Below are 18,903 nucleotides of genomic sequence, written 5' to 3'. Positions count from 1 at the left end.
GGTTCCTGCGTGATGTCAGCTGTGGTCTTCGAGCAACTTCTCGGCTGCGGCGAGCAGCACACAGGTGGCCACCCCGTCCATCGCCAACCGCAGCTCTTCCAGTCCCGGAAAGGTCGGGGCGAGACGGATGTTGCGGTCGTCGGGATCGCGCTTGTACGGGAAGGTCGACCCAGCCGCGGTCAGTGAGATGCCGGCCTTCTTGGCCAGGTCGATGACCTTGGTCGCGGTGCCGTCGACAACGTCGAGGCTGATGAAGTAGCCGCCTTCGGGTTCGGTCCACGATGCGACCTTCGCCGCGCCGAGCCGGTCCTCGAGGATCTGCAGCACCAGCGCGAACTTGGGCAGCAGCAGGTCGCGGTGCCTGGCCATCTGTCGGCGCACGCCGTCGGCATCACCGAAGTAGCGCAGGTGCCTGAGCTGGTTGAGCTTGTCGGGGCCGATCGTCTTGATGCTCGCGTGCCGCTGGTACCAGGCCAGGTTGTCGGCCGAACTACCGAAGAAAGCCACGCCCGCACCGGCGAACGTGATCTTGGAGGTCGAGGCGAAGACGTAGGGGCGGTTCGGATTGCCCGCGGCCGCCGCCAGTCCCAGCACGTCCACCGGCTCAGGCGGGGTCTCCTGCAGGGTGTGCACCGCGTACGCGTTGTCCCAGAAGATGCGGAAGTCGGGTGCCGCGGCCGGCATCGACATCAGCGCCTTGCTCACGTCGGCGCTGTAGGTGGCCCCGGTGGGGTTGGAGTACGTCGGTACGCACCACATGCCCTTGATCTGTGGATCTGCTGCCACCAGTTCGGCACACACCGCAACGTCGGGGCCGTCCGGGTTCATCGGCACGGTGATCATCTCGATGCCGTAGGACTGGGTGATCGCGAAGTGCCGGTCGTAGCCCGGGGACGGGCACAAGAACTTGATCGGGCCCTGCCCCCAGGGAGCCGTCGAGTCCGGCGTGCCGTGCAGCAAACCGAAGATGACCAGATCGTGCATGTATTCGAGGCTGGCGTTGCCGCCCGCCAGCAGATTGTCGGTGGGGATCCCCAGCAGTTCACCGAAGATGGCACGAAGCTCGGGCAATCCGGTGAGACCGCCGTAGTTGCGGCAGTCGGTGCCCTTGCCGTCGCGGTAGACATCGGCTCCCGGCAACGACAGCAGATCCGCGGAGAGGTCGAGTTGTTCCGGTGACGGTTTACCGCGGGTGAGGTCGAGGTTCAGGCCCGCTTCGGCGAGGCGCTGATATTGATCGCGCAGGTCGGACCTGGTGGCGGTCAGCTGGTCGGCACTCATCGAGTGGTAGTTCACGTCGGCCTTTCGCCCGGAACCACACCTGCCCCGGAACTGTCATCGCGCGCTTCGCTGGGGAACAAAGTAGGGGACCCCGCGCACCCGAGAGAGCCCGCTGACCCTTGCTGCCTTCCGGCCCTGGGGGAGTTCACAGGATGCACGCCGCGCGGGATCCGGGATCGAGTGTAGCCGCCCGGTGCGCGGTGCCGGAAACTGGTCACCTCACCAGCCCGTTTTTGGCAGGTCACCTCGCGACCGGTAAGCTCCCCCACGGAGGATTCGCCTAGTGGCCTATGGCGCTCGCCTGGAACGCGGGTTGGGTTAACAGCCCTCAGGGGTTCGAATCCCCTATCCTCCGCCAACTTCCGAAAGTGGTGGCTTCGGGTGAGCATTCGCCCAGGTGAGCCTCACCCGAACCCACCATTTCGGGAAGTCAGAGGCGGCTTTCGAGCCTCGCCGACAGACCGGCTTCCTGCAGATCGAGACGTTCGAGCATCGCGCGGACGGCTTCGTCGTCCACCTCACCGGCATCACGGCTGGCAATCAGGGCATGACGCTGCGCCGCCAGCACCTCCCGGTAGAGCTTGGCGAACGTCTCCGCACGCTCGGTGTGCGCTTCGGGGTCGGGCATCTCCTCGGCATCACGCACCTGGCGCGCGACGGTCGACCGGATGAACTCGACCGTCTTCGCATCCAGGGTGGCGGGCGGTTCGGCCACGAAGTCCTCGATCACCCCATCTCCGGCGAAGTGCACGATGCTCTCCGCCTTCGACGTCTCGCGAGCTGCGTACTGCTCTTCCTCCTCGGAGTGCAGATGCAAGCGTGCGATCAGCCAGGGCAGGCTGGTCCCCTGGATCAAGATGGTGCCCACCGCGACCACAAAGGCGATCGCCTGGATCGCAGCACGCTCCGGGAACGGCTCCCCCGATTCCAGGGTCGCCGGGATGCCGGACGCGGCAGCCAACGTCACCACACCGCGCATACCCGTCCACGACACCACCAGACTCTCCTGGAAGGTCAGCGTCCGCTTGTCCATCGAGGCGGTCAGGCGTTTGACGGCGGCCGGCCGTTTCTTCTCACGCTTGGCGGTCGGATCTCTGCCCGACTCACTGATCCGTCGCGGAACGCGAGGGCCCGCAGCGATCTGCGACGAGCTGACCGTCTTCTCGACGTGCCGTTGCAACAAGCCCCGGCCGAACATGAGGAACACGGCGAACGGGCGGATGACAAGCACCACGAGCAGGACGACAACCGAGGCCACCGCCACCCCGACAAGCGACTCACGCGCCTCTCGCAGCTCGTCGATGATGAACCTGAGCTGTAAACCTATGTAGGCGAACACAAATGCTTCCAGGAGCACATCCACCGAGTTCCACACATAGCGCTCCTGCAGACGAGTCTGGTAGCCGGCATGAACCGAACCCGACCCGACCACGAATCCGGCGATCACCACCGCGAGCACCCCGGACGCATGAATGTGTTCGGCGGCAACAAAAGCCGCGAACGGGACAGTGAAGCCGAGAACCGTTTCCAGCGCCGGGTTCTGCAGGTGACGCCGGATCCACAGGGTGCCGAACCCGATGACGATTCCGACGACGGGCCCGAGTACCGCGCTGTAGCTGAAGAGCAGCAACGGATTCCCGATGAACGCGTGGGTGTGCGCGATCTGCGACACGGCGATCGCGAACAACGACAACGCGGCTGCGTCGTTCACCAGGGACTCGCCGGTCAGGATTGCCATCACGCGCTTCGGCAGACCCAGTTTGCGGCCGATCGCGACGGCCGTCACGGCATCGGGCGGGGCGACGATGGCCCCGAGCAACAGTGCGAGAAGGAAGGTGAACTCCGGGATGGCGACCGTGGCAACGGCTCCCACCGCGAACGCCGTGACCACAACCATGGCCACACCGAGACCGAGGATCGGTTTGATGTTGCGCAGGAAGCTCGGGAACGAGAAGTTCAGCGCCGCCGAATAGAGCAATGGCGGCAACACCACCGTCAGCAGGATGTCGGACTCCAGCTCCACCCGGGGCAGACCGGGGATGAACGAGACCAGGAGTCCGACCACCAGAATGATGAGCGCGGGCTGCATTCCGCGACGATCCGCGAACGCCGTGACGACAACCGCGCCGAGAAGTACCAGAAGCAGCAGTTCCATGGCCGGATTCTGTCAGGTGATGTCCGAGTCTGCTCGCCGTGAAGTCGTATGGTCGCGCGCACAGATCGTCCCCGTGACGGTCCGCCAAGGGCAATACGCCCTCGGCCGGGTCTCACGGGGACAAAACGAACGGCTCAGGACTCCGACTCGTCGTCGTGACGCGCCCGCGACGGCTGCACACGCTTGGGTTCACCCGGCATCTTCGGGTAGCTCGGCGGATAGGGCATGTCGCCCAGCCCGTCCTTCTCGTCGCGCGCCACCCATTCGAGCAGCGGCTCGAGACTCCCAGGATGATCGCCGATGTCCGCCATGGGATCTCCCCTTCGTTCCAGCAGCGCCGGGACAGTGGCGATCGTGCAGTCCAGGGGATCGACGTCGGCCAGTTCCTCCCAGGTCACCGGCGTTGACACCGTCGCCGTCGGGGTGCGCCGCGCCGAATATCCGGCGGCCATCGTGCGGTCGCGGGCGTTCTGATTGAAGTCGATGAAGAGCCGCTCTCCGCGCTCTTCTTTCCACCACGAGGTGGTGACCGACGCACTGTCGCGGCGTTCGAGCTCACGCGCCAGGGCGATCACCGCACGCCGGGTCTCGATGAAATCCCAGCGCGGCTCGATGGGCACGAACACGTGCAGACCGCGTCCGCCCGAGGTTTTGGGGAAACCGACGAGACCCAATTCGTCGAGCAGTGGCCGCAACACGTCGATGGCAACACGGCGCGCGTCGGCGAAGTCCGTGCCCGGCTGGGGATCGAGGTCGATCCGGAGCTGGTCGGGATGGTCGTTGTCCGGGGCGATCGTGGGCCACGGATGAAATGTGACAGTCCCCAGATTGGCCGCCCACACGATGACCGGCGCGCTGGTGGTCCGGATGGCGTCGGCCTTGCGGCCGGAGGGAAAGGTGATCGACGTCGACTCCACGAAGTCGGGGCGTTTGGCCGCCACACGCTTCTGGTAGATCTCTTCACCTTCGATGCCGTCGGGGAAACGCTGCAAGAAGGTCGGTCGGTCGCGCAGGGCCGTCAACATCGCGCCCTGCAGCGCCACGGTGCGGTAGTACTCCACCAAATCCCTTTTCCGGCCGCCCTTCTCGCCGAGCTGGGGGAAGTAGATCTTGTCGGGGTTGGACAACCGCACCGCGGTCCCGTCGACATCGAGTTCTTCGGCCGGAGCTTTCGCCATCAGTCTTGTCCCTCCAGGACGTCGAAAAGGTCGTAGGTGAGCGGGACCTCGAGCTGTTCATAGCCACAGCTCTCGGGTTCACGGTCGGGACGCCAACGCACGAATTGCACGGTGTGCCGGAACCTGTCGCCCTCCATCTGGTCGTAGGCGACCTCGACGACGAGTTCCGGGCGGATGGGGATCCACTGCGACGACCCCTTCTCTTTCCAGCGGCTCGGTTCACCCTCGGCGACGTTGTCGGGGTCGAGCCGCATCGGTTCGAGCATCTCCTGCAACTCAATTCGCTTCGCGTCCGAGAACGCGCCGGCTCCGCCGACCATGCGGAGATCACCGTCTCTGTAGAGCCCCAGCAACATCGAACCCAGACCGGTACCACTCTTGTGGACGCGGTACCCGATCACGACGCAGTCGGCGCTGCGCTTGTGCTTGACCTTGATCATCTCCCGCTTGCCCGGCAGGTAGATCCCGTCGAGGCGCTTGCTCACGACGCCGTCGAGACCTGCGCCTTCGAACTCGGAGAACCAGTTCTGCGCAAGGTCGGCATCGGTGGTCACCCGACTCACCCGGCAACGTCCGGCGCCGGGGATCGATTCGAGGAGGACCTCGCGGCGGGTGGAGAACGGCTCCCGGGTGAGATCCCTGTCGCCGGTGGCCAGTGCGTCGAACCCGATGAACATCGCCGGGGTCTGCTCGGCGAGCATCGTCACCCGGGATTTCGCGGGATGGATCCGGATGGACAGGGCGTCCCAGCTGAGCCGGCGAACCCCACCGAGATCGGCCTGTACGCCGATCTCACCGTCGACAACCACCCTGTCCGGCAATTCCTCTCGGGCCGCCTCGATCAGTTCGGGGAAGTACCGTCCGAGGTCCTTGCCACCGCGCGACCCGATGACCACCTCATCGCCGTCGCGAAAGATGATGGCCCGAAACCCGTCCCATTTGGGCTCATGCGACCACACGGCGGCGCCGGCCTCATCGGGGATCTTGGCAGCGGATTTGGCCAGCATCGGTACCACCGGCGGCATCACAGGAAGGTCCATGATGTCCCATCCTTGCACTTGTACCCTCGTTCGGGTGAACGATTGCCGCCGAGACGAACCGGGCCGCCCGAGCGGTGCGGGACGGTACGCGCCGTCGCCGTCGGGTGATCTGCACATCGGCAATCTCCGTACCGCGTTGCTCGCCTGGTTGTTTGCCCGTTCCACCGGCCGGCGCTTCGTGGTGCGAATGGAAGATCTCGATCGGGTGGCACCGGGGGCAGCAGACCGGCAGCTCGCCGATCTGGCGGCATTGGGGATCACCTGGGACCCTCCGGTGATGTGGCAGTCGCAACGTCGACTCTCCTACGACGTCGCCATCGACGACCTGCAACGACGGGGACTGACGTACGAGTGCTTCTGCACTCGACGCGAGATCCTCGAGGCCCCGTCGGCCCCGCATGCGCCGGCGGGCGCCTATCCGGGGACCTGCCGCGACCTCTCCGAAGCGCAACGACAAGCCAAACGCGATACCGGCCGCCCGCCGGCCATCCGGCTTCGCGCGGAGGTTGCCGAGTTCACCGTCGTCGACACACTTCTCGGCAGTCATACCGGCATGGTCGACGACTTCGTCCTCCGCCGCGGCGATGGCACACCGGCATACAACCTGGCCGTGGTCATCGACGACGACGCCCAGGGAGTGAATCAGGTGGTTCGTGCCGACGACCTCCTCAACTCAGCTCCTCGACAGAGTTATCTGGCCACGCTGCTTCACATTTCGCCACCGGCCTATTCCCATGTGCCACTGGTCCTGAACACGGAGGGCGCAAGGCTCGCCAAACGCGACGGCGCTGTCACGTTGTCGGACCTGGCCCTGGGCGGCATTGACACACAGCGTGTTCTGTCACTCATCGCCGCGTCGTTGAATATGGCAGCCCCGAACGAACCGGTGACCAGCGATCAGCTGCTCGCCCGATTCGATCCCGACGATCTGCCGCGCGATCCCTGGGTCCTCGAACCGAGCGCAATGCCGAGTTGCTGATCGGCACCAGAACGTCGCGCCACGAGAACTCCACGGGCAGACGGCACGCCGAGCGATCATTCGAATGGAATAGCGATCCAGCCTTGGATTCACGGTGCCGGTAACCGGTGATCGCCGCAGACGCAGGCAACCGATGGACGCCGAAAATCGACTGACCTGCTCAAACGCCAAGTGACGGTCGATGATCGCTTACTCGAATCAACGCTGGCTAGACACCCCTCAGGGGTCCAAACAACCGGCAACCCACCTTTGTCCGGTTTAGACTCGTCACGACCATCAGGTAGGTGCGAAGCGTGCCTTCGCCGCGAGAGGAAACGAACGTCATGAGCGGACCGCAGTACCCAGGCCCCGACCCCAACTACCCGGGCAACAATCCCCCGCCGAACCCGGACCTGGGTAAAGGCGGCCCGGCAGGTCCGCCTCCCGGTTCCTACCAGCAGCCAGGCACCCCGCCGCCGGCAGGTTCTTACCCGCCGCCGCAGGGCAACTATCCTCCGCCCTCGCAGGGCAGCTACCCCCCGCCGCCCCAGTTCGGCGACCAGTCCAGCTACGGACAGCCGCAGGCGGGCGCCGGATTCGGGCAGACCGCAGGCGCCGGAATTCGCTTGGGCGCCAGGATCATCGACGCCATCATCGTCGGCGTGGTCTTGGCCATCGTTTCGACGATCGTGGTGCTGGTCGTCGACATCTTCATCGTGTCGCTGATCGTCTCCCTTATCCTGAGCCTCGCCGGGTTGGCCTACTTCGTGTTCTTCGAAACCCGTTCGGGCGCAACGTTGGGCAAGCAGCTCCTGAAGCTGAAGGTTCAGGGCGTGTCGGGCGGACTGCCCACCCAGGAAGAGTCACTCAAGCGGAACTCCTGGATGCTGATCGGCTTCCTGTCGTCGCTGCTCTCGTTCGTGCCGATCTTGCCGTTCCTGTTGAGCCTCGCCTCGCTCGGAATCCTGATCGCCATCGGTGTCACCATCAACAGTGACCCGAACAACCAGGGCATCCACGACAAGTTCGCCGGTGGCACCAAGGTCGTCAAGACCGGCTAATTCACGAGGTTTTCGCCTGCGCGTAGTACCGGCCGAGGAACTCGTCACGGAACTCGAAGTAGGTCCCGTCTTCGATGGCCTGGCGCGCCCGCTCCACCAACGTCACGATGAAGTGTTCATTGTGGATGGTGCAGAGTGTGGCCGCCAGGCCTTCTTTGGCTTTGAACAAGTGGTGGATGTACGCCCGGGTGTATTGCGTTGTGTAGTTCTCGATCTCGGGATCCAGCGGTCCGAAGTCGTTGCGGAACCGGCTGTTCGTCACGTTGTAGCGACCATCGAGTGAGTAGATGGCCCCGTTGCGCGCCACCCGCGACGGCGACACGCAGTCGAACGTGTCGACCCCGTTCTCGATCGCGGTGAAGATGTCGTCCGGTTCGCTGATCCCCAGTAGATGTCGCGCTTTGTCCTGTGGCAGTTCCTCGTTCACCCACCGGACGATGGTGCCCAGGTTCTGTTTCTCCAGTGCGCCCCCGATTCCGTAGCCACCGAAACCGCGGCCGCCGTTGTCGACGTCGCGTTCGCTCATCGCAACCAGATCACGCGCCGCCTTGCGCCGCAGGTCTTCGTACTGCGCGCCCTGCAGCACTCCCCAGAGCGACTGGGTCGGTCGATGGCTGCGTTCGGCGGTCAGCCGGTTGTGTTCGGCCAGGCACCTGATCGCCCAGAGCCGCGTCCGCTCGAGCGACGTCTCCTGGTACTCACGGGTGTTCATCAACGTGGTGAGTTCATCGAACGCAAAGATGATGTCGGCGCCCAACTGGTGTTGGATCTGCATCGACACCTCAGGGGTGAACCGATGGGGCGAACCATCCAGATGCGATTTGAACGTGACCCCGTCGTCGTCGACGCGGGCCAATCGTTCCTTGCCCTCGGCGATCACCTCGTCGTTCTGCATGCCGGTCACGTCCATCGCGATGACCTTCTTGAAGCCGGCCCCCAGCGACATCACCTGGAAGCCGCCACTGTCGGTGTAGGTGGGGCCGGGCCAATTCATGAACTTCCCGAGACCACCCGCCTCGTCGATGATGTGCGGACCGGGCTGCAGATACAGGTGATAGGCGTTGGCCAGGACTGCCTGAGCACCGAGGTCGCGCACCGCCTCGGGAACCACGGTCTTCACCGTCCCCTTGGTCCCGACCGGCACGAATGCCGGCGTCTTGATCTGCCCGTGCGGCGTATTGATCGTCCCGGTTCGTCCGAGTGTGCCGGCCAGGCTGGTCCCGAGGGTGAAGCTGCGGTCGGGGCCTTGTTGGGGATCGTTCACCGATGCATCTTCCCAGTGCGCCGCACCACCGGGCAAAACGCCGGGGTGTGGCGGCGAGACTTCCTCGACCAGAGGCCCCGGCGATCAGCCGTCCGTCACGTCCACTGCACGCGCCGACAACTCCGGCGCCGACGGCGCGGCCAGCGATGCGAGCAGAGCGAGCTTCTCTGCGCTGTCGGTTCCGGGCGCCGCGTGATAAATCACCAAGACAAGACCTTCGGAAGCATCGACGGCAAGCCTGTCTTTGTAGAGCATCAGCTCGCCGACCTGCGGGTGGTACATCGGGGTCTGAGTGCCCACCCGAACCTGCACGTCGTGCCGAGCCCACAACCGACGGAACTGCTCGCTCGCCAGGGAAAGCTCCCCCACTATCTGCACAACTCGCGGATCATCGACGTCGGTGCCGACCGACTGTCGGAAGCCCGCGACGAGGTGGCTCATGGCCAGTTCATGATTCGGACAGAGTGCTTGTTCGCCGGGGTCGAGGAACAACGCTTTCAAGCGGTTCTGACCGACACGCAGATTAGGTGACACGGCGCGGGCGAGGTCGTTGGCGGCGAGCACGTCGAAGTGTCGGCTCTCCACGAAGGCAGGCATTCCGATGGTGGCAAGTAGTTGGCGGATGCCCTCGGGCACCGTCTCGCGGCGGTGACGTCGCGTGCGTTTGCGTGTCTGGGACGCAGCGAGTCCGATGAGATATGCCGTGGCCGTCTCGTCGAGTTGCAGTACGCGGCCGAGTGATTCGAGCACCTGCACCGACGGATTGTGGTCGCGTCCTTGCTCCAGCCGGAGGTAGTAGTCGGAGCTGATGCCGGCGAGCATCGCCACCTCCTCGCGGCGTAACCCCGACACGCGGCGCTGCCCCATCACCGGCAGCCCGACGTCCTCTGGCCGAACGAGCTCCCGTCGGGCTCGAAGGTAGTCGCCGAGTTGTCCGTTGCCGCCCATACGTCGACCGTACTCAGACTTGCGCTCGGCGTGACTGTCCCTGTCACTCCCAGGAAGACCGGGGCACTGGCACGGTCTCGTCGCGTCTCGCACGGTGGGGACATGACAAACGCAACACAACTACCCGGCGGGGTCTTTCCGCTCACCGATCAGCTCGAGCTCACCCGTTTCGGGTACGGCGCAATGCGACTGGCAGGCCCCGGCGTGATGGGACCTCCGGCCGACCGCAGCGCTGCGGTCAATGTCCTGCGCGAGGTGGTGGAGCTGGGCATCACCCACATCGACACCAGCGACGCGTACGGGCCCTACATCACCAATCAGCTCATCAGACAGGCACTTCACCCGTACCCCGACTCGCTCCACGTCATCACGAAGGTCGGCGCGCATCGTGACGCCCAGGGCGGCTGGCCGCCGGCTCGATCGCCTCAGCAGCTGCGCGACAGCGTCCGTTCCAATCTCGAGAATCTCGGACTCGATGCGCTCGACGTGGTCAATCTGCGGGTGGGCAGTCCCACGGGCCCGGAGTCGGGATCCATCGAAGAGGCCTTCACGACCCTGGCGGAGTTGCAGCAGGAGGGGCTGATCCGGCACCTCGGGCTCAGCAACGTGACACCTGACCAGGTCGCCGAGGCACGCACGCTCGCGCCGATCGTCTGCGTCCAGAACTTCTACAACGTGGCCAACCGACACGACGATGAGCTGATCGACTCGTTGAACTCCGACGGCATCGCCTACGTACCGTTCTTTCCCCTTGGCGGTTTCAGCCCGTTGCAGTCGGCGGTGCTGAGCTCGGTGGCGACTCGACTCGACGCGACACCGATGTCGGTTGCTCTGGCGTGGCTCCTCCGGCGTTCACCGAACATCCTGCTGATCCCTGGCACCTCATCGGTCGCCCACCTGCGCGACAACGCTGCCGGCGCCGGCGTGCAGCTGTCCGACGCTGACTATGCCGAGTTGAGCACGATAGCTGGGCCCTAGCCGAGAGATTCTCTCCCACAAACGAACTCACCCCGCCAGCTCAGCGAGCTGGTGGGGTGAGTGTGGTGCGCGACGACGCTCAGACGGACACTTGTTCGCGCCTGTCGATTTCCGCTTGCTCGGCGGCCAACGTCTTGTTGAGCTTCTCGCCCTCGATGTCGACGTTGGGCAGGATCTTGTCCAGCCACTTGGGCAGCGACCACGCCTTGTCGCCCAGAAGGGCGAGCACGGCCGGGATCAGCGTCATACGGACGATGAAGGCGTCGAAGAACACCGCGATCGCCAGCGCAAATCCCATCGCCTTGATGAACACCATCTCCTGCAGCATGAAGGCGGCGAACACCGAGATCATGATCGCGGCCGCGGCTGCCACCACGCGGGCACTGTGACTGAAGCCCGACACGATCGCATCCTTGGCCGACGAACCGTGGACGTACGCCTCGCGCATCCGGGTCACCAGGAACACCTGGTAATCCATCGCGAGTCCGAACACCACGCCGATGAGCATGATCGGCAGGAAGCTGACCAGAGGCTGCGGATTGCCGATCAGCCCGAGGTCACCGTTGGTGAAGATCGCCACCGTGGCACCGAAGGTGGCGCCCACGCTGAGCAGGAAGCCCAGTGCGGCGGTCAGCGGGACCAGGATCGAGCGGAACACGATCATCAACAGGATGAACGCCAGTCCGACCACGACGATCAGGTACGGGATCAGTGCCGAACTGAGCTGATCGGACACATCGATCTCGATCGCTGTCTGCCCGGTGACACCGTAGGTGAGCCCGGTCGACTCGGTGACACTCGATTCCAGGCCTCGCAGGTCCTTCACGAGCTGCTGCGTGGCCTCTTCTCCCGACGAACTCGCCGGGAGCACCGAGATGATCGCCGTGTCGCTGGACGCGTTCACGTCGCCGGGGCTGATCAGCGCTGTGGCGACATCGTCGACGCCCTTGATCTGGTTGACCAGACCGTTGAACGCGTCGATCCGCTGCGTCTCGTCCGCGATGGCGCTGCCGTCGACAACAACCACAAACGGGTTGTTCTGGCCCGGACCATAGCCCTCGGCCACCAGCTCGTACGCCTTGCGCTGCGTGGTGCTGGGGTCGCCGCTGCCGTCGTTGGGGAGAGCCAACTTCAGACCGGCCATCGGAAGTGCGATCAGCGCGAGCAGGATGATCGGTGCGATCGCGAAGAGCGCGGGCCGCTTGACCACCTGGTTGATCCAACGCTGGCCGTTGTGGCGGCGCGCCGGATCGGCAGGCGTCACGTCAGGAGCGTTGAGGGCCTTGATCCGGCCGGCGAACACCTTGCCGCCGAAGAGACCGAGGATCGCGGGCAGTAACGTGAGCGCGACGAGGACGGCTACCAGCACCGTGCCGGCCGCGGCCAGGCCCATCGCCGTGAGGAACGGGATGTTGACGATGAAAAGGGCTGCGAGCGCGATGAACACGGTCGCACCGGCAAAGACAACGGCCGAACCCGCTGTGCCGACGGCCTTTCCGGCTGCCTCGGCACGAGACTTGGAGGTGTGCACCTCATGCCGGTAGCGGGACAGGATGAACAGCGCGTAGTCGATGCCGACCGCGAGACCGATCATCGTCGCGAGGATCGGGGTCTCCGAGCTGAGATCGAAGAAGAACGTGGCTGCCGTGACTCCCATCATGCCGATCACCACACCGACGATCGCGGTGATGAGCGGCATGCCCCAGGCGACCAGCGACGCGAAGGTGAGGATCATGACGATCGCACCGACGCCCATACCGATGAGCTCAGAGGTGAGACCGATCGCGGGTTGCGGCAGGGCCGTACCCGACATCTCGACCGTGAGACCCCCCTTGCGCGCTTGATCGGCGACGTCTTCCATCTGCTCGTGAGCCTTTGCGCTCACGTCCGCGCTGGCCTCGACGTCGAAGGACGCACCGAGCTGGGCCATTGTCTGGTCTTTGTTGATCGGTGACCCGGCCTGGGCGTCGGCCGCCGCTTCCACGGGCGACTTCCCGAATTGCTGGGTCTGGAACTCGGTGACCGCGTTCCAGCCGGGCCCGGGACTGTCAGGTGTTCCGTAGGTCTCGAATGGATTGGCGATCGAATCAGGCTGCTTGACCTTGTCGAACTGCTTCATCTGCTCGACCATGCGGTTGATGGTGGCCTGATTCTGCGGAGTGTTCAGGTTCGAACCCTCCGGGGCCTTCACCACGTACTTGACCGATGTGTCCTCGGAGAACTTCGGCTTTTCCGGGAAGGCCTCGACCATCTGATTCTGAGCTTTTTCCGACGGAATGCCCGGAATCGAGAAGCTCTCGGAATTTGGCTTCGACAGCGTTGCGGCCGCCACACCCATCGCGACCAGCACGAGTAGCCAGATCGCGATCATCTTGAACTTGTTCGAATAGGCCCATTTGCCTATTCGATAGAGATAAGTGGCCATGGTGCTGGTCCTTCCAGTGGGTCTTCGGGAGGTTTGGGTGCGCCGGTAGGCGTCAGGTCAGGGATGTGGTGTCGACATCGGGCGGGACAAGCCGCACTTGGTGAGACGGAATGCTTCGCCGAGGAATTCACGGAGGTCGGTGTGCGGGGCGAGCCCCTCGCTCCACATCTCCAACCCCACGCGCAGGGTCACCAGCGCGTTGCCGAAGACCAGGCGTTCGTACAGGCCCAAGTCGGTGGATTCACCGCGGCATCCGACGACCGACTCGAACCGGGCCTTCTGTTCCGCGGCCAGTCCGTCACTGTGTTTGTGGTCGGCCAGTGTCGGCTCGGTCTCGAGCAGACGGATCAGGGTCAGGAACTGCCCCGGATCGGCTTCGGTGTCGCAGGCGATCTCGGTCAAGGCGTACTCGACCGAGTCCCACAGCACCTCTCCCCCCGGTCGCGACTCGATCAGATCGGCCAGGCGGTCGAGCATGACGCCGACGAAATAGATCAGCGCATCCTCTTTGCTCGGGAAGTAGTTGTGAAAGGTTCTTGCGGATACTCCGACCTCTGCAGCGACGGTCTCCACGGACACCGACTCGAGGCCGCCGTCCGATGCATGACGGAGCACCGCAGTCGCCAGAGCCAGCCGCGTGGCTGCCTTCTTGGATTCGCGTAAGCCCATTTCTTGCATGACTTCCACCGTACGGAACTTGCAGAGTTCTGCAACTTTTCTGTCGGGTGCAAAAATACCAAACACGTCACACGGGGCCACTGGAGTGGCGGGCATCACCTCGCGCGGTGGACGCGTCTCCGTCATGTGGGCCCGGATGCGGTTCGCTACGGTTGCCCCATGCGTACCGCTCTCCTCCGACTTGCCGGACCTTTGGTGATCGCCACGGGCGCGGTCGTCACGCTTTCCGCCTGCGGCGGAGACGACTCGACCGCGCCTGGCAACTCGTCGACCGCGCAGAGTTCCGGCAACGCCGCGATCGGTTCGAGTTCTCCGGCCGAGCCCGGCACCACCTCATCGCGCACACCGTCGACCGAGAACTCGAACGCACCAGCCGTCCCCGGCCCGTCACTGCCGCCGGCCACCTCAATTCCCGACTCGAAGCGACTTCCCGCCATCGAGGGCGTCCGGTGCGAGACGGTCAACGGTCCCGACGGCGCGCTACAGGTGGTCATCTTCGCCGGCAGCGGCGTCGACTGTGCCGCAGTGATGCCGGTTGCCAGGGAGTACGGCCCGAAAATCGCGACAGGGACTCCGCAGCAGGTCAGCGGCTGGGATTGCGGCCCGTCACAAACCCGCGGGGTGCTCTCCCGATGCACCCGTGGATCGGACGCATTCGGTTTTGCCATCGAGTGATCTGGCTGGTCTGTCGCAGGTGGGGTCGCGTGACTGACGGGCTGAGCGTTGGCGAGAATCCCGAGCAGACCGTCAGCGCCGCTCACCCAACCCGCACGCGCTCGCCCCGCAGACCGAGCAACGGCCAGAATCCCGAGCAGGCCGTCAACGCCGCTCACCCAACCCGCACACGCTCGCCCTACAGACCGAGCAACGACGAGAATCGCCGCTAGGTAAACCGCACCACGTATTCCCCCACACCGAACCTCGGCGAGAATCCCAACGCCCGAAACCACCTATTTCGACTTTTTTCATACCCAGGCAATCCACCTTTGTTTCGGCTCCGAACACGTGTGGTAGTCGTCACAAAATGCCGCATCGAAAAAGGAGCTCGAGAATGATTCGTTTCACTCGCAAGTCCGTCGTCGCCGCCGCAGCAGCAGGCGCGGGTGCCGCCGCACTCACCTTCGCCGCCGCACCTACCGCCACCGCCGCTCCTGAGATCTGCCCAAGCCTGCCCGGCCAGACCAGTGCAGGTGCGAATTGCTACTCGTCCTCGGGTCCGACCGGCCTCACACTCGCCATCACCGCAGATGGCGGCGTCGCCGTGTCCACCGGCAACAACTTCTCAGGCCCCGCTGCCATCGCGCTGGGACCAGGGGCGGTTGTCGAGATGCAGGGCGTGAATCCGGGGTTGTCCATCGGTATCGCGGGGCCGGGAGCGACTGTGGTGGTCGACGGCCAGAACCGGGTGCAGTGCACTGACGGAATCAGCTTCGCCGGAGACTTCCAGACCTGGAGCGGCTGCTTCAACAACGGCACCACCCAGATCCCACTCGGCTGACCGGCTGGGGCCCGAGACTCATCCATGTGAGTTTCGGGCCCCGATTCCGGCGATAGCGCTCACCCTCCATCACCTGGTGTTCTAGTTTGCTAAGTGAACCTTGCGTCGCGGACCGACCGCGATCGGTGCACTTGAAGATGGAGGAGCAATGCTCCGCACGGTGTTCGACGAAGAACATGAAGCTTTCCGAAAGGTGGTGCGCGACTTCATCACACGCGAAGTCGCACCGGTGCACCACGAATGGGAGGAGCAGGGCCATCCGCCCCGCGACTTCTATCGCCGTCTCGGCGAGATGGGCATCCTCGGGATCGAGGCGCCCGAAGAGTTCGGCGGAGGTGGAGCGGACACCTTCAAGTTCAGTGCCGTGGTCACCGAAGAGGCGGCCCGCGCAGGTGTCACGTTCGGCACCTACTCGGTTCACTCGAACCTCATCCTGCCGTACCTGGTGAAGTACGCAACCGACGAACAGAAGAAGCGCTGGCTTCCCGGATTCATCTCCGGCGACATCATGACGTCGATCGCGATGACCGAACCCGGGACCGGCTCGGACCTGGCCAACATCGCAACCACCGCAAAGCTGTCCGATGACGGCAGTCACTATCTCCTCAACGGCGCCAAGACCTTCATCACCGGCGGCGCCCTTGCCGATCTTGTCCTGGTGGTCTGCCGAACCGCGGCGAGCACCCCCGAGAACCGGCGCGGCGGTCTGAGCATCTTGTGTGTCGACACCACATCGCAGGGATATTCGGTGGGACGCAAGCTGCAGAAGATCGGGCTCAAAGCCTCTGACACCGCTGAGCTCTCGTTCGACAACGTTCGCGTCCCGGTAGAAGACCGACTCGGTGAGGAGGGCGAGGGCTTCAACTACCTCACCCACAACCTCGCGCAGGAACGCCTGACGATCGCGTTGCAGTCGTCGGCCGCCGCCCAGGCCGCGTTGCGGCATGCGCTGGACTACGTCAAGGACCGCAACATCTTCGGTAAGCCGCTGGCGGCTTTCCAGAACACCAAGTTCGTACTCGCCGAGTGCGCCACCGACGTCGAAGCCATCGTGTTGATGGCCGACCGTGCACTCGAGCTCCACGATTCGGGTGACCTCACCGTGGCCGATGCGGCCAAGGTCAAGCTGTTCTGCACCGAAGGCGCGGGGCGGGTGATCGACAAGTGCCTGCAACTGCACGGCGGATACGGGTACGTCACCGAATACCCCATCGCCCGTCTTTACGCGGACACGCGTGTGTCCCGAATCTACGGTGGCACAAGCGAAGTCATGAAGACCATCATCGCCAAATCCCTGGGCATCTGAGCCCGCCCGATCCGAGTGATCCGAAACAGCAGGAGAACAAACAATGCGTGATGCAGTGATCGTCGATGCCGTTCGAAGTCCAGTCGGCAAACGTGGTGGCGGCCTGTCCGGTATCCACCCGGTCGATCTGTCCGCCCAGGTGTTGCAGGCGCTTGCCGCCCGTAACGGCCTCGATCCCGAACGGGTGGACGACGTGATCTGGGGATGCGTTTCCCAGGTCGGTGAACAGGCCGGCTGCATCGGCCGGTATTCGGTACTGGCTGCCGGCTGGCCCGAGTCGGTGCCCGGGCTCACCGTGGACCGCCAGTGCGGATCTTCGCAGCAGGCAGTGCATCTGGCTGCGGCCGGAGTTATCGCGGGCCACTACGACGTGGCCGTTGCCGGCGGTGTGGAGTCGATGTCGCGTGTGGTGATGGGTGCGGCCCGCGCCAGTGGCGAACACGGCGAACCCTTTGGGCCGATGGTGCGCAAGCGTTACGACAACTTCGTGTTCAATCAGGGTATCGGTGCGGAGATGATCGCTGAGGAATTCGGCTTGAGCAGAACAGATCTGGACCAGCACGCCCTCGACTCGCACGAGAAGGCGGGCAACGCCATCGACGAAGGACGTTTCGTCGACCAGATCGCACCCATCACCGTCACGGCCGAAGACGGAACGGCAACCGTGGTCACCACCGACGAGGGGGTTCGCGGAGGCGGCACACTCGAGAAGCTGGCGGGACTCAAGACACCATTCAAGGAAGACGGGGTGATCTCCGCGGGCAATGCCTCTCAGATCTCCGACGGCGCCGCCGCGCTTCTGGTCACCACCAGTGAACTTGCGTCGGTGTACGGATGGACCCCCATCGCCCGCGTGCATTCGGTGGCGGTGGTGGGCGCCGACCCGATCACGATGCTGAAAGGCCCGATCCCGGCCACCGCGAAGGTGTTGCAGCGCTCCGGGATGTCCCTCGACCAGATCGGCACCTTCGAGATCAACGAGGCGTTCGCGTCGGTGTCCCTCGGCTGGCAGAAGAGCACGGGCGCCGACTACAAGCTACTCAATCCGGACGGCGGCGCCATGGCGCTCGGCCACCCGCTGGGCGGGTCCGGTGCACGACTGATGACCACGATGATCCACCGGATGCGGGCGCAGGGCATCCAGTACGGACTGCAGTCGATGTGCGAGGGCGGCGGCATGGCCAACGCGACCATCCTCGAATTGCTCTGATCCGATCGAGCCGTTCAGGCGGCTGCCACCGGGCCGGTGGCAGCCGCTCTGTGCGTCAACGGGTTTGAGTCGGTCCGTCAGTCTCCCGTGAACTGCCCGGGCCTACGTTCGACAAAGGCGGACAGCGCTTCGCGATGATCAGCCGTGCCGTGCGAGATCGCCTGCATGGCGGCCGACAACTCCAGGATGCCGCCGAGGTGTTGCGTATCCGCTTCGCGTAACAGCTTCTTCGTGAGACGCAGCGCATTCGGTGGATTCGAGGCCACGCGGGCGGCCAGCTGTTTGGCGGTGTCCATGAGGGCGTCGGCGGCCACCACCCGCGACACGAGTCCCCACTCCAGCGCGGTCGCCGCATCCACGCGGTCGCCGGTGAAGGCCATCTCCGCGGCGCGTGCCGCACCCACCGCACGCGGCAGCAGCCATGCTCCACCATCGCCTGGTATCAGGCCCAGCTTCACGAAGCTCTCCGCGAAAAAGGCTTTCTCCGAAGCGATTCGCATGTCTGCCATCAAGGCCAGATCACATCCGGCGCCCACTGCAGGTCCGTTCACCGCCGCGATGATCGGCACCTCGCAACCGTAAATTGCCCGCGTCAGTCGCTGTATCCCGCTGGTGTAGCCGTGCTGGATGTCGGCCTGATTGCCGCCGAACATGCCGACCCGGTCCACCATGTCCTTGACATTGCCGCCGGCCGAGAACGCCGACCCCGCTCCGGTGAGGATCACCACCCGTACGTTCCGGTCCGCGTTGGCGGCCGCGGCAAGGTCGACCATCCGGGACACGACCTCGTCGCCTGAGATGGGGTTGCGGGCTTCGGGCATGTTGAGCGTCCAGGTGGTGATGCTGTCCTCGGTATGAGCGACGACGACTTCATGTGACCCGGTCACATCGTTGGGGTTGGTCATGCAATGGATTCTCCCCCT

General features: G+C 64.6%; 16 protein-coding genes, 1 tRNA gene and 1 other RNA gene. 8 read left to right on the top strand and 10 right to left on the bottom strand.

Annotated features, from left to right (window positions below; genetic code table 11):
- Positions 1 to 15 precede the first annotated feature (15 nt).
- Both ACVWY6_RS07310 and ffs read right to left on the bottom strand, forming a co-directional pair.
- On the bottom strand, positions 16 to 1,296 hold the full coding sequence (locus ACVWY6_RS07310; protein ID WP_457537092.1) for an aminotransferase class I/II-fold pyridoxal phosphate-dependent enzyme: 1,281 nt from the start codon (positions 1,294 to 1,296) through the stop codon (positions 16 to 18).
- A 64-nt stretch (positions 1,297 to 1,360) separates the two neighbouring features.
- Positions 1,361 to 1,457, bottom strand: an RNA gene (gene ffs, locus ACVWY6_RS07305) — signal recognition particle sRNA small type.
- A 93-nt stretch (positions 1,458 to 1,550) separates the two neighbouring features.
- Here ffs and ACVWY6_RS07300 point away from each other — a divergent pair.
- Positions 1,551 to 1,639, top strand: a tRNA-Ser gene (locus tag ACVWY6_RS07300).
- A gap of 72 nt (positions 1,640 to 1,711) precedes the next feature.
- Here the strand turns inward: ACVWY6_RS07300 and ACVWY6_RS07295 are convergent.
- From ACVWY6_RS07295 to ACVWY6_RS07285, 3 genes are all read right to left on the bottom strand, one after another.
- A complete protein-coding gene (locus ACVWY6_RS07295; protein ID WP_062795063.1) occupies positions 1,712 to 3,436 on the bottom strand; it encodes a cation:proton antiporter in 1,725 nt (574 codons plus the stop codon).
- Positions 3,437 to 3,570: 134 nt separating this feature from the next.
- A complete protein-coding gene (gene ligD, locus ACVWY6_RS07290; RefSeq protein ID WP_317713634.1) occupies positions 3,571 to 4,614 on the bottom strand; it encodes a non-homologous end-joining DNA ligase in 1,044 nt (347 codons plus the stop codon).
- The gene (locus ACVWY6_RS07285; protein ID WP_030168764.1) at positions 4,614 to 5,654 is read right to left on the bottom strand and encodes an ATP-dependent DNA ligase; all 1,041 of its coding nucleotides are present in this window, start codon (positions 5,652 to 5,654) and stop codon (positions 4,614 to 4,616) included. The genes ligD and ACVWY6_RS07285 overlap by 1 nt, the downstream gene beginning before the upstream one ends.
- A 34-nt stretch (positions 5,655 to 5,688) precedes the next feature.
- Here ACVWY6_RS07285 and gluQRS point away from each other — a divergent pair, with 34 nt between their 5' ends.
- Positions 5,689 to 6,633, top strand: a complete 945-nt coding sequence (gene gluQRS, locus ACVWY6_RS07280; RefSeq protein WP_457537089.1) for a tRNA glutamyl-Q(34) synthetase GluQRS — start codon at positions 5,689 to 5,691, stop codon at positions 6,631 to 6,633.
- 323 nt (positions 6,634 to 6,956) lie between these two features.
- A complete protein-coding gene (locus ACVWY6_RS07275; RefSeq protein WP_062795060.1) occupies positions 6,957 to 7,673 on the top strand; it encodes an RDD family protein in 717 nt (238 codons plus the stop codon).
- Position 7,674: 1 nt separating this feature from the next.
- On the opposite strand, the gene tgt is transcribed toward ACVWY6_RS07275, so the two are convergent.
- Together tgt and ACVWY6_RS07265 are read right to left on the bottom strand one after the other, a co-directional pair.
- The gene (gene tgt / locus ACVWY6_RS07270; RefSeq protein WP_457537087.1) at positions 7,675 to 8,937 is read right to left on the bottom strand and encodes a tRNA guanosine(34) transglycosylase Tgt; all 1,263 of its coding nucleotides are present in this window, start codon (positions 8,935 to 8,937) and stop codon (positions 7,675 to 7,677) included.
- Between the two features lie 84 nt (positions 8,938 to 9,021).
- Entirely contained in the window at positions 9,022 to 9,885 is an 864-nt protein-coding gene (locus ACVWY6_RS07265) for a helix-turn-helix transcriptional regulator (protein WP_457537085.1), read from the bottom strand.
- Positions 9,886 to 9,987: 102 nt separating this feature from the next.
- Between ACVWY6_RS07265 and ACVWY6_RS07260 the strand changes: the two genes are divergently transcribed.
- Positions 9,988 to 10,863 (top strand): oxidoreductase, encoded by an 876-nt coding sequence (locus ACVWY6_RS07260; RefSeq protein WP_457537083.1) that lies wholly within the window; start codon positions 9,988 to 9,990, stop codon positions 10,861 to 10,863.
- Positions 10,864 to 10,942: 79 nt separating this feature from the next.
- On the opposite strand, the gene ACVWY6_RS07255 is transcribed toward ACVWY6_RS07260, so the two are convergent.
- Both ACVWY6_RS07255 and ACVWY6_RS07250 read right to left on the bottom strand, forming a co-directional pair.
- Positions 10,943 to 13,288: an MMPL family transporter gene (locus tag ACVWY6_RS07255; protein WP_457537082.1), complete on the bottom strand. Its 2,346-nt coding sequence runs from the start codon at positions 13,286 to 13,288 to the stop codon at positions 10,943 to 10,945.
- A 57-nt stretch (positions 13,289 to 13,345) separates the two neighbouring features.
- A complete protein-coding gene (locus ACVWY6_RS07250; protein WP_099381952.1) occupies positions 13,346 to 13,966 on the bottom strand; it encodes a TetR/AcrR family transcriptional regulator in 621 nt (206 codons plus the stop codon).
- 159 nt (positions 13,967 to 14,125) lie between these two features.
- On the opposite strand from ACVWY6_RS07250, the gene ACVWY6_RS07245 reads away from it, so the two are divergent.
- From ACVWY6_RS07245 to ACVWY6_RS07230, 4 genes are all read left to right on the top strand, one after another.
- Positions 14,126 to 14,641: a hypothetical protein gene (locus tag ACVWY6_RS07245; RefSeq protein WP_084247967.1), complete on the top strand. Its 516-nt coding sequence runs from the start codon at positions 14,126 to 14,128 to the stop codon at positions 14,639 to 14,641.
- A gap of 376 nt (positions 14,642 to 15,017) precedes the next feature.
- Entirely contained in the window at positions 15,018 to 15,464 is a 447-nt protein-coding gene (locus ACVWY6_RS07240) for a DUF6764 family protein (RefSeq protein ID WP_062795053.1), read from the top strand.
- Positions 15,465 to 15,612: 148 nt separating this feature from the next.
- Entirely contained in the window at positions 15,613 to 16,770 is a 1,158-nt protein-coding gene (locus ACVWY6_RS07235; RefSeq protein ID WP_457537080.1) for an acyl-CoA dehydrogenase family protein, read from the top strand.
- Between the two features lie 43 nt (positions 16,771 to 16,813).
- Positions 16,814 to 17,980, top strand: coding sequence for a thiolase family protein (locus tag ACVWY6_RS07230; protein WP_457537078.1), 1,167 nt, complete (start codon positions 16,814 to 16,816; stop codon positions 17,978 to 17,980).
- Between the two features lie 77 nt (positions 17,981 to 18,057).
- Here ACVWY6_RS07230 and ACVWY6_RS07225 read toward each other — a convergent pair whose 3' ends face one another.
- The gene (locus tag ACVWY6_RS07225) at positions 18,058 to 18,885 is read right to left on the bottom strand and encodes a crotonase/enoyl-CoA hydratase family protein (protein WP_023956622.1); all 828 of its coding nucleotides are present in this window, start codon (positions 18,883 to 18,885) and stop codon (positions 18,058 to 18,060) included.
- Positions 18,886 to 18,903 lie beyond the last annotated feature (18 nt).

It is taken from the genome of Williamsia sp. R60 (assembly GCF_054063855.1).
The sequence above is the reverse complement of the archived record's forward strand: the minus strand, read 5'-3'. Positions and strand labels throughout refer to the sequence as shown.

Excerpts from the sequence above, each read along its gene's own strand:
- ACVWY6_RS07295 (WP_062795063.1), bottom strand. The coding sequence starts at position 3,436 with ATGGAACTGCTGCTTCTGGTACTTCTCGGCGCGGTTGTCGTCACGGCG.
- ligD (WP_317713634.1), bottom strand. The coding sequence starts at position 4,614 with ATGGCGAAAGCTCCGGCCGAAGAACTCGATGTCGACGGGACCGCGGTG.
- ACVWY6_RS07285 (WP_030168764.1), bottom strand. The coding sequence starts at position 5,654 with ATGGACCTTCCTGTGATGCCGCCGGTGGTACCGATGCTGGCCAAATCC.
- ACVWY6_RS07275 (WP_062795060.1), top strand. The coding sequence starts at position 6,957 with ATGAGCGGACCGCAGTACCCAGGCCCCGACCCCAACTACCCGGGCAAC.
- ACVWY6_RS07265 (WP_457537085.1), bottom strand. The coding sequence starts at position 9,885 with ATGGGCGGCAACGGACAACTCGGCGACTACCTTCGAGCCCGACGGGAG.
- ACVWY6_RS07260 (WP_457537083.1), top strand. The coding sequence starts at position 9,988 with ATGACAAACGCAACACAACTACCCGGCGGGGTCTTTCCGCTCACCGAT.
- ACVWY6_RS07255 (WP_457537082.1), bottom strand. The coding sequence starts at position 13,288 with ATGGCCACTTATCTCTATCGAATAGGCAAATGGGCCTATTCGAACAAG.
- ACVWY6_RS07250 (WP_099381952.1), bottom strand. The coding sequence starts at position 13,966 with ATGCAAGAAATGGGCTTACGCGAATCCAAGAAGGCAGCCACGCGGCTG.
- ACVWY6_RS07245 (WP_084247967.1), top strand. The coding sequence starts at position 14,126 with ATGCGTACCGCTCTCCTCCGACTTGCCGGACCTTTGGTGATCGCCACG.
- ACVWY6_RS07240 (WP_062795053.1), top strand. The coding sequence starts at position 15,018 with ATGATTCGTTTCACTCGCAAGTCCGTCGTCGCCGCCGCAGCAGCAGGC.
- ACVWY6_RS07235 (WP_457537080.1), top strand. The coding sequence starts at position 15,613 with ATGCTCCGCACGGTGTTCGACGAAGAACATGAAGCTTTCCGAAAGGTG.
- ACVWY6_RS07230 (WP_457537078.1), top strand. The coding sequence starts at position 16,814 with ATGCGTGATGCAGTGATCGTCGATGCCGTTCGAAGTCCAGTCGGCAAA.
- ACVWY6_RS07225 (WP_023956622.1), bottom strand. The coding sequence starts at position 18,885 with ATGACCAACCCCAACGATGTGACCGGGTCACATGAAGTCGTCGTCGCT.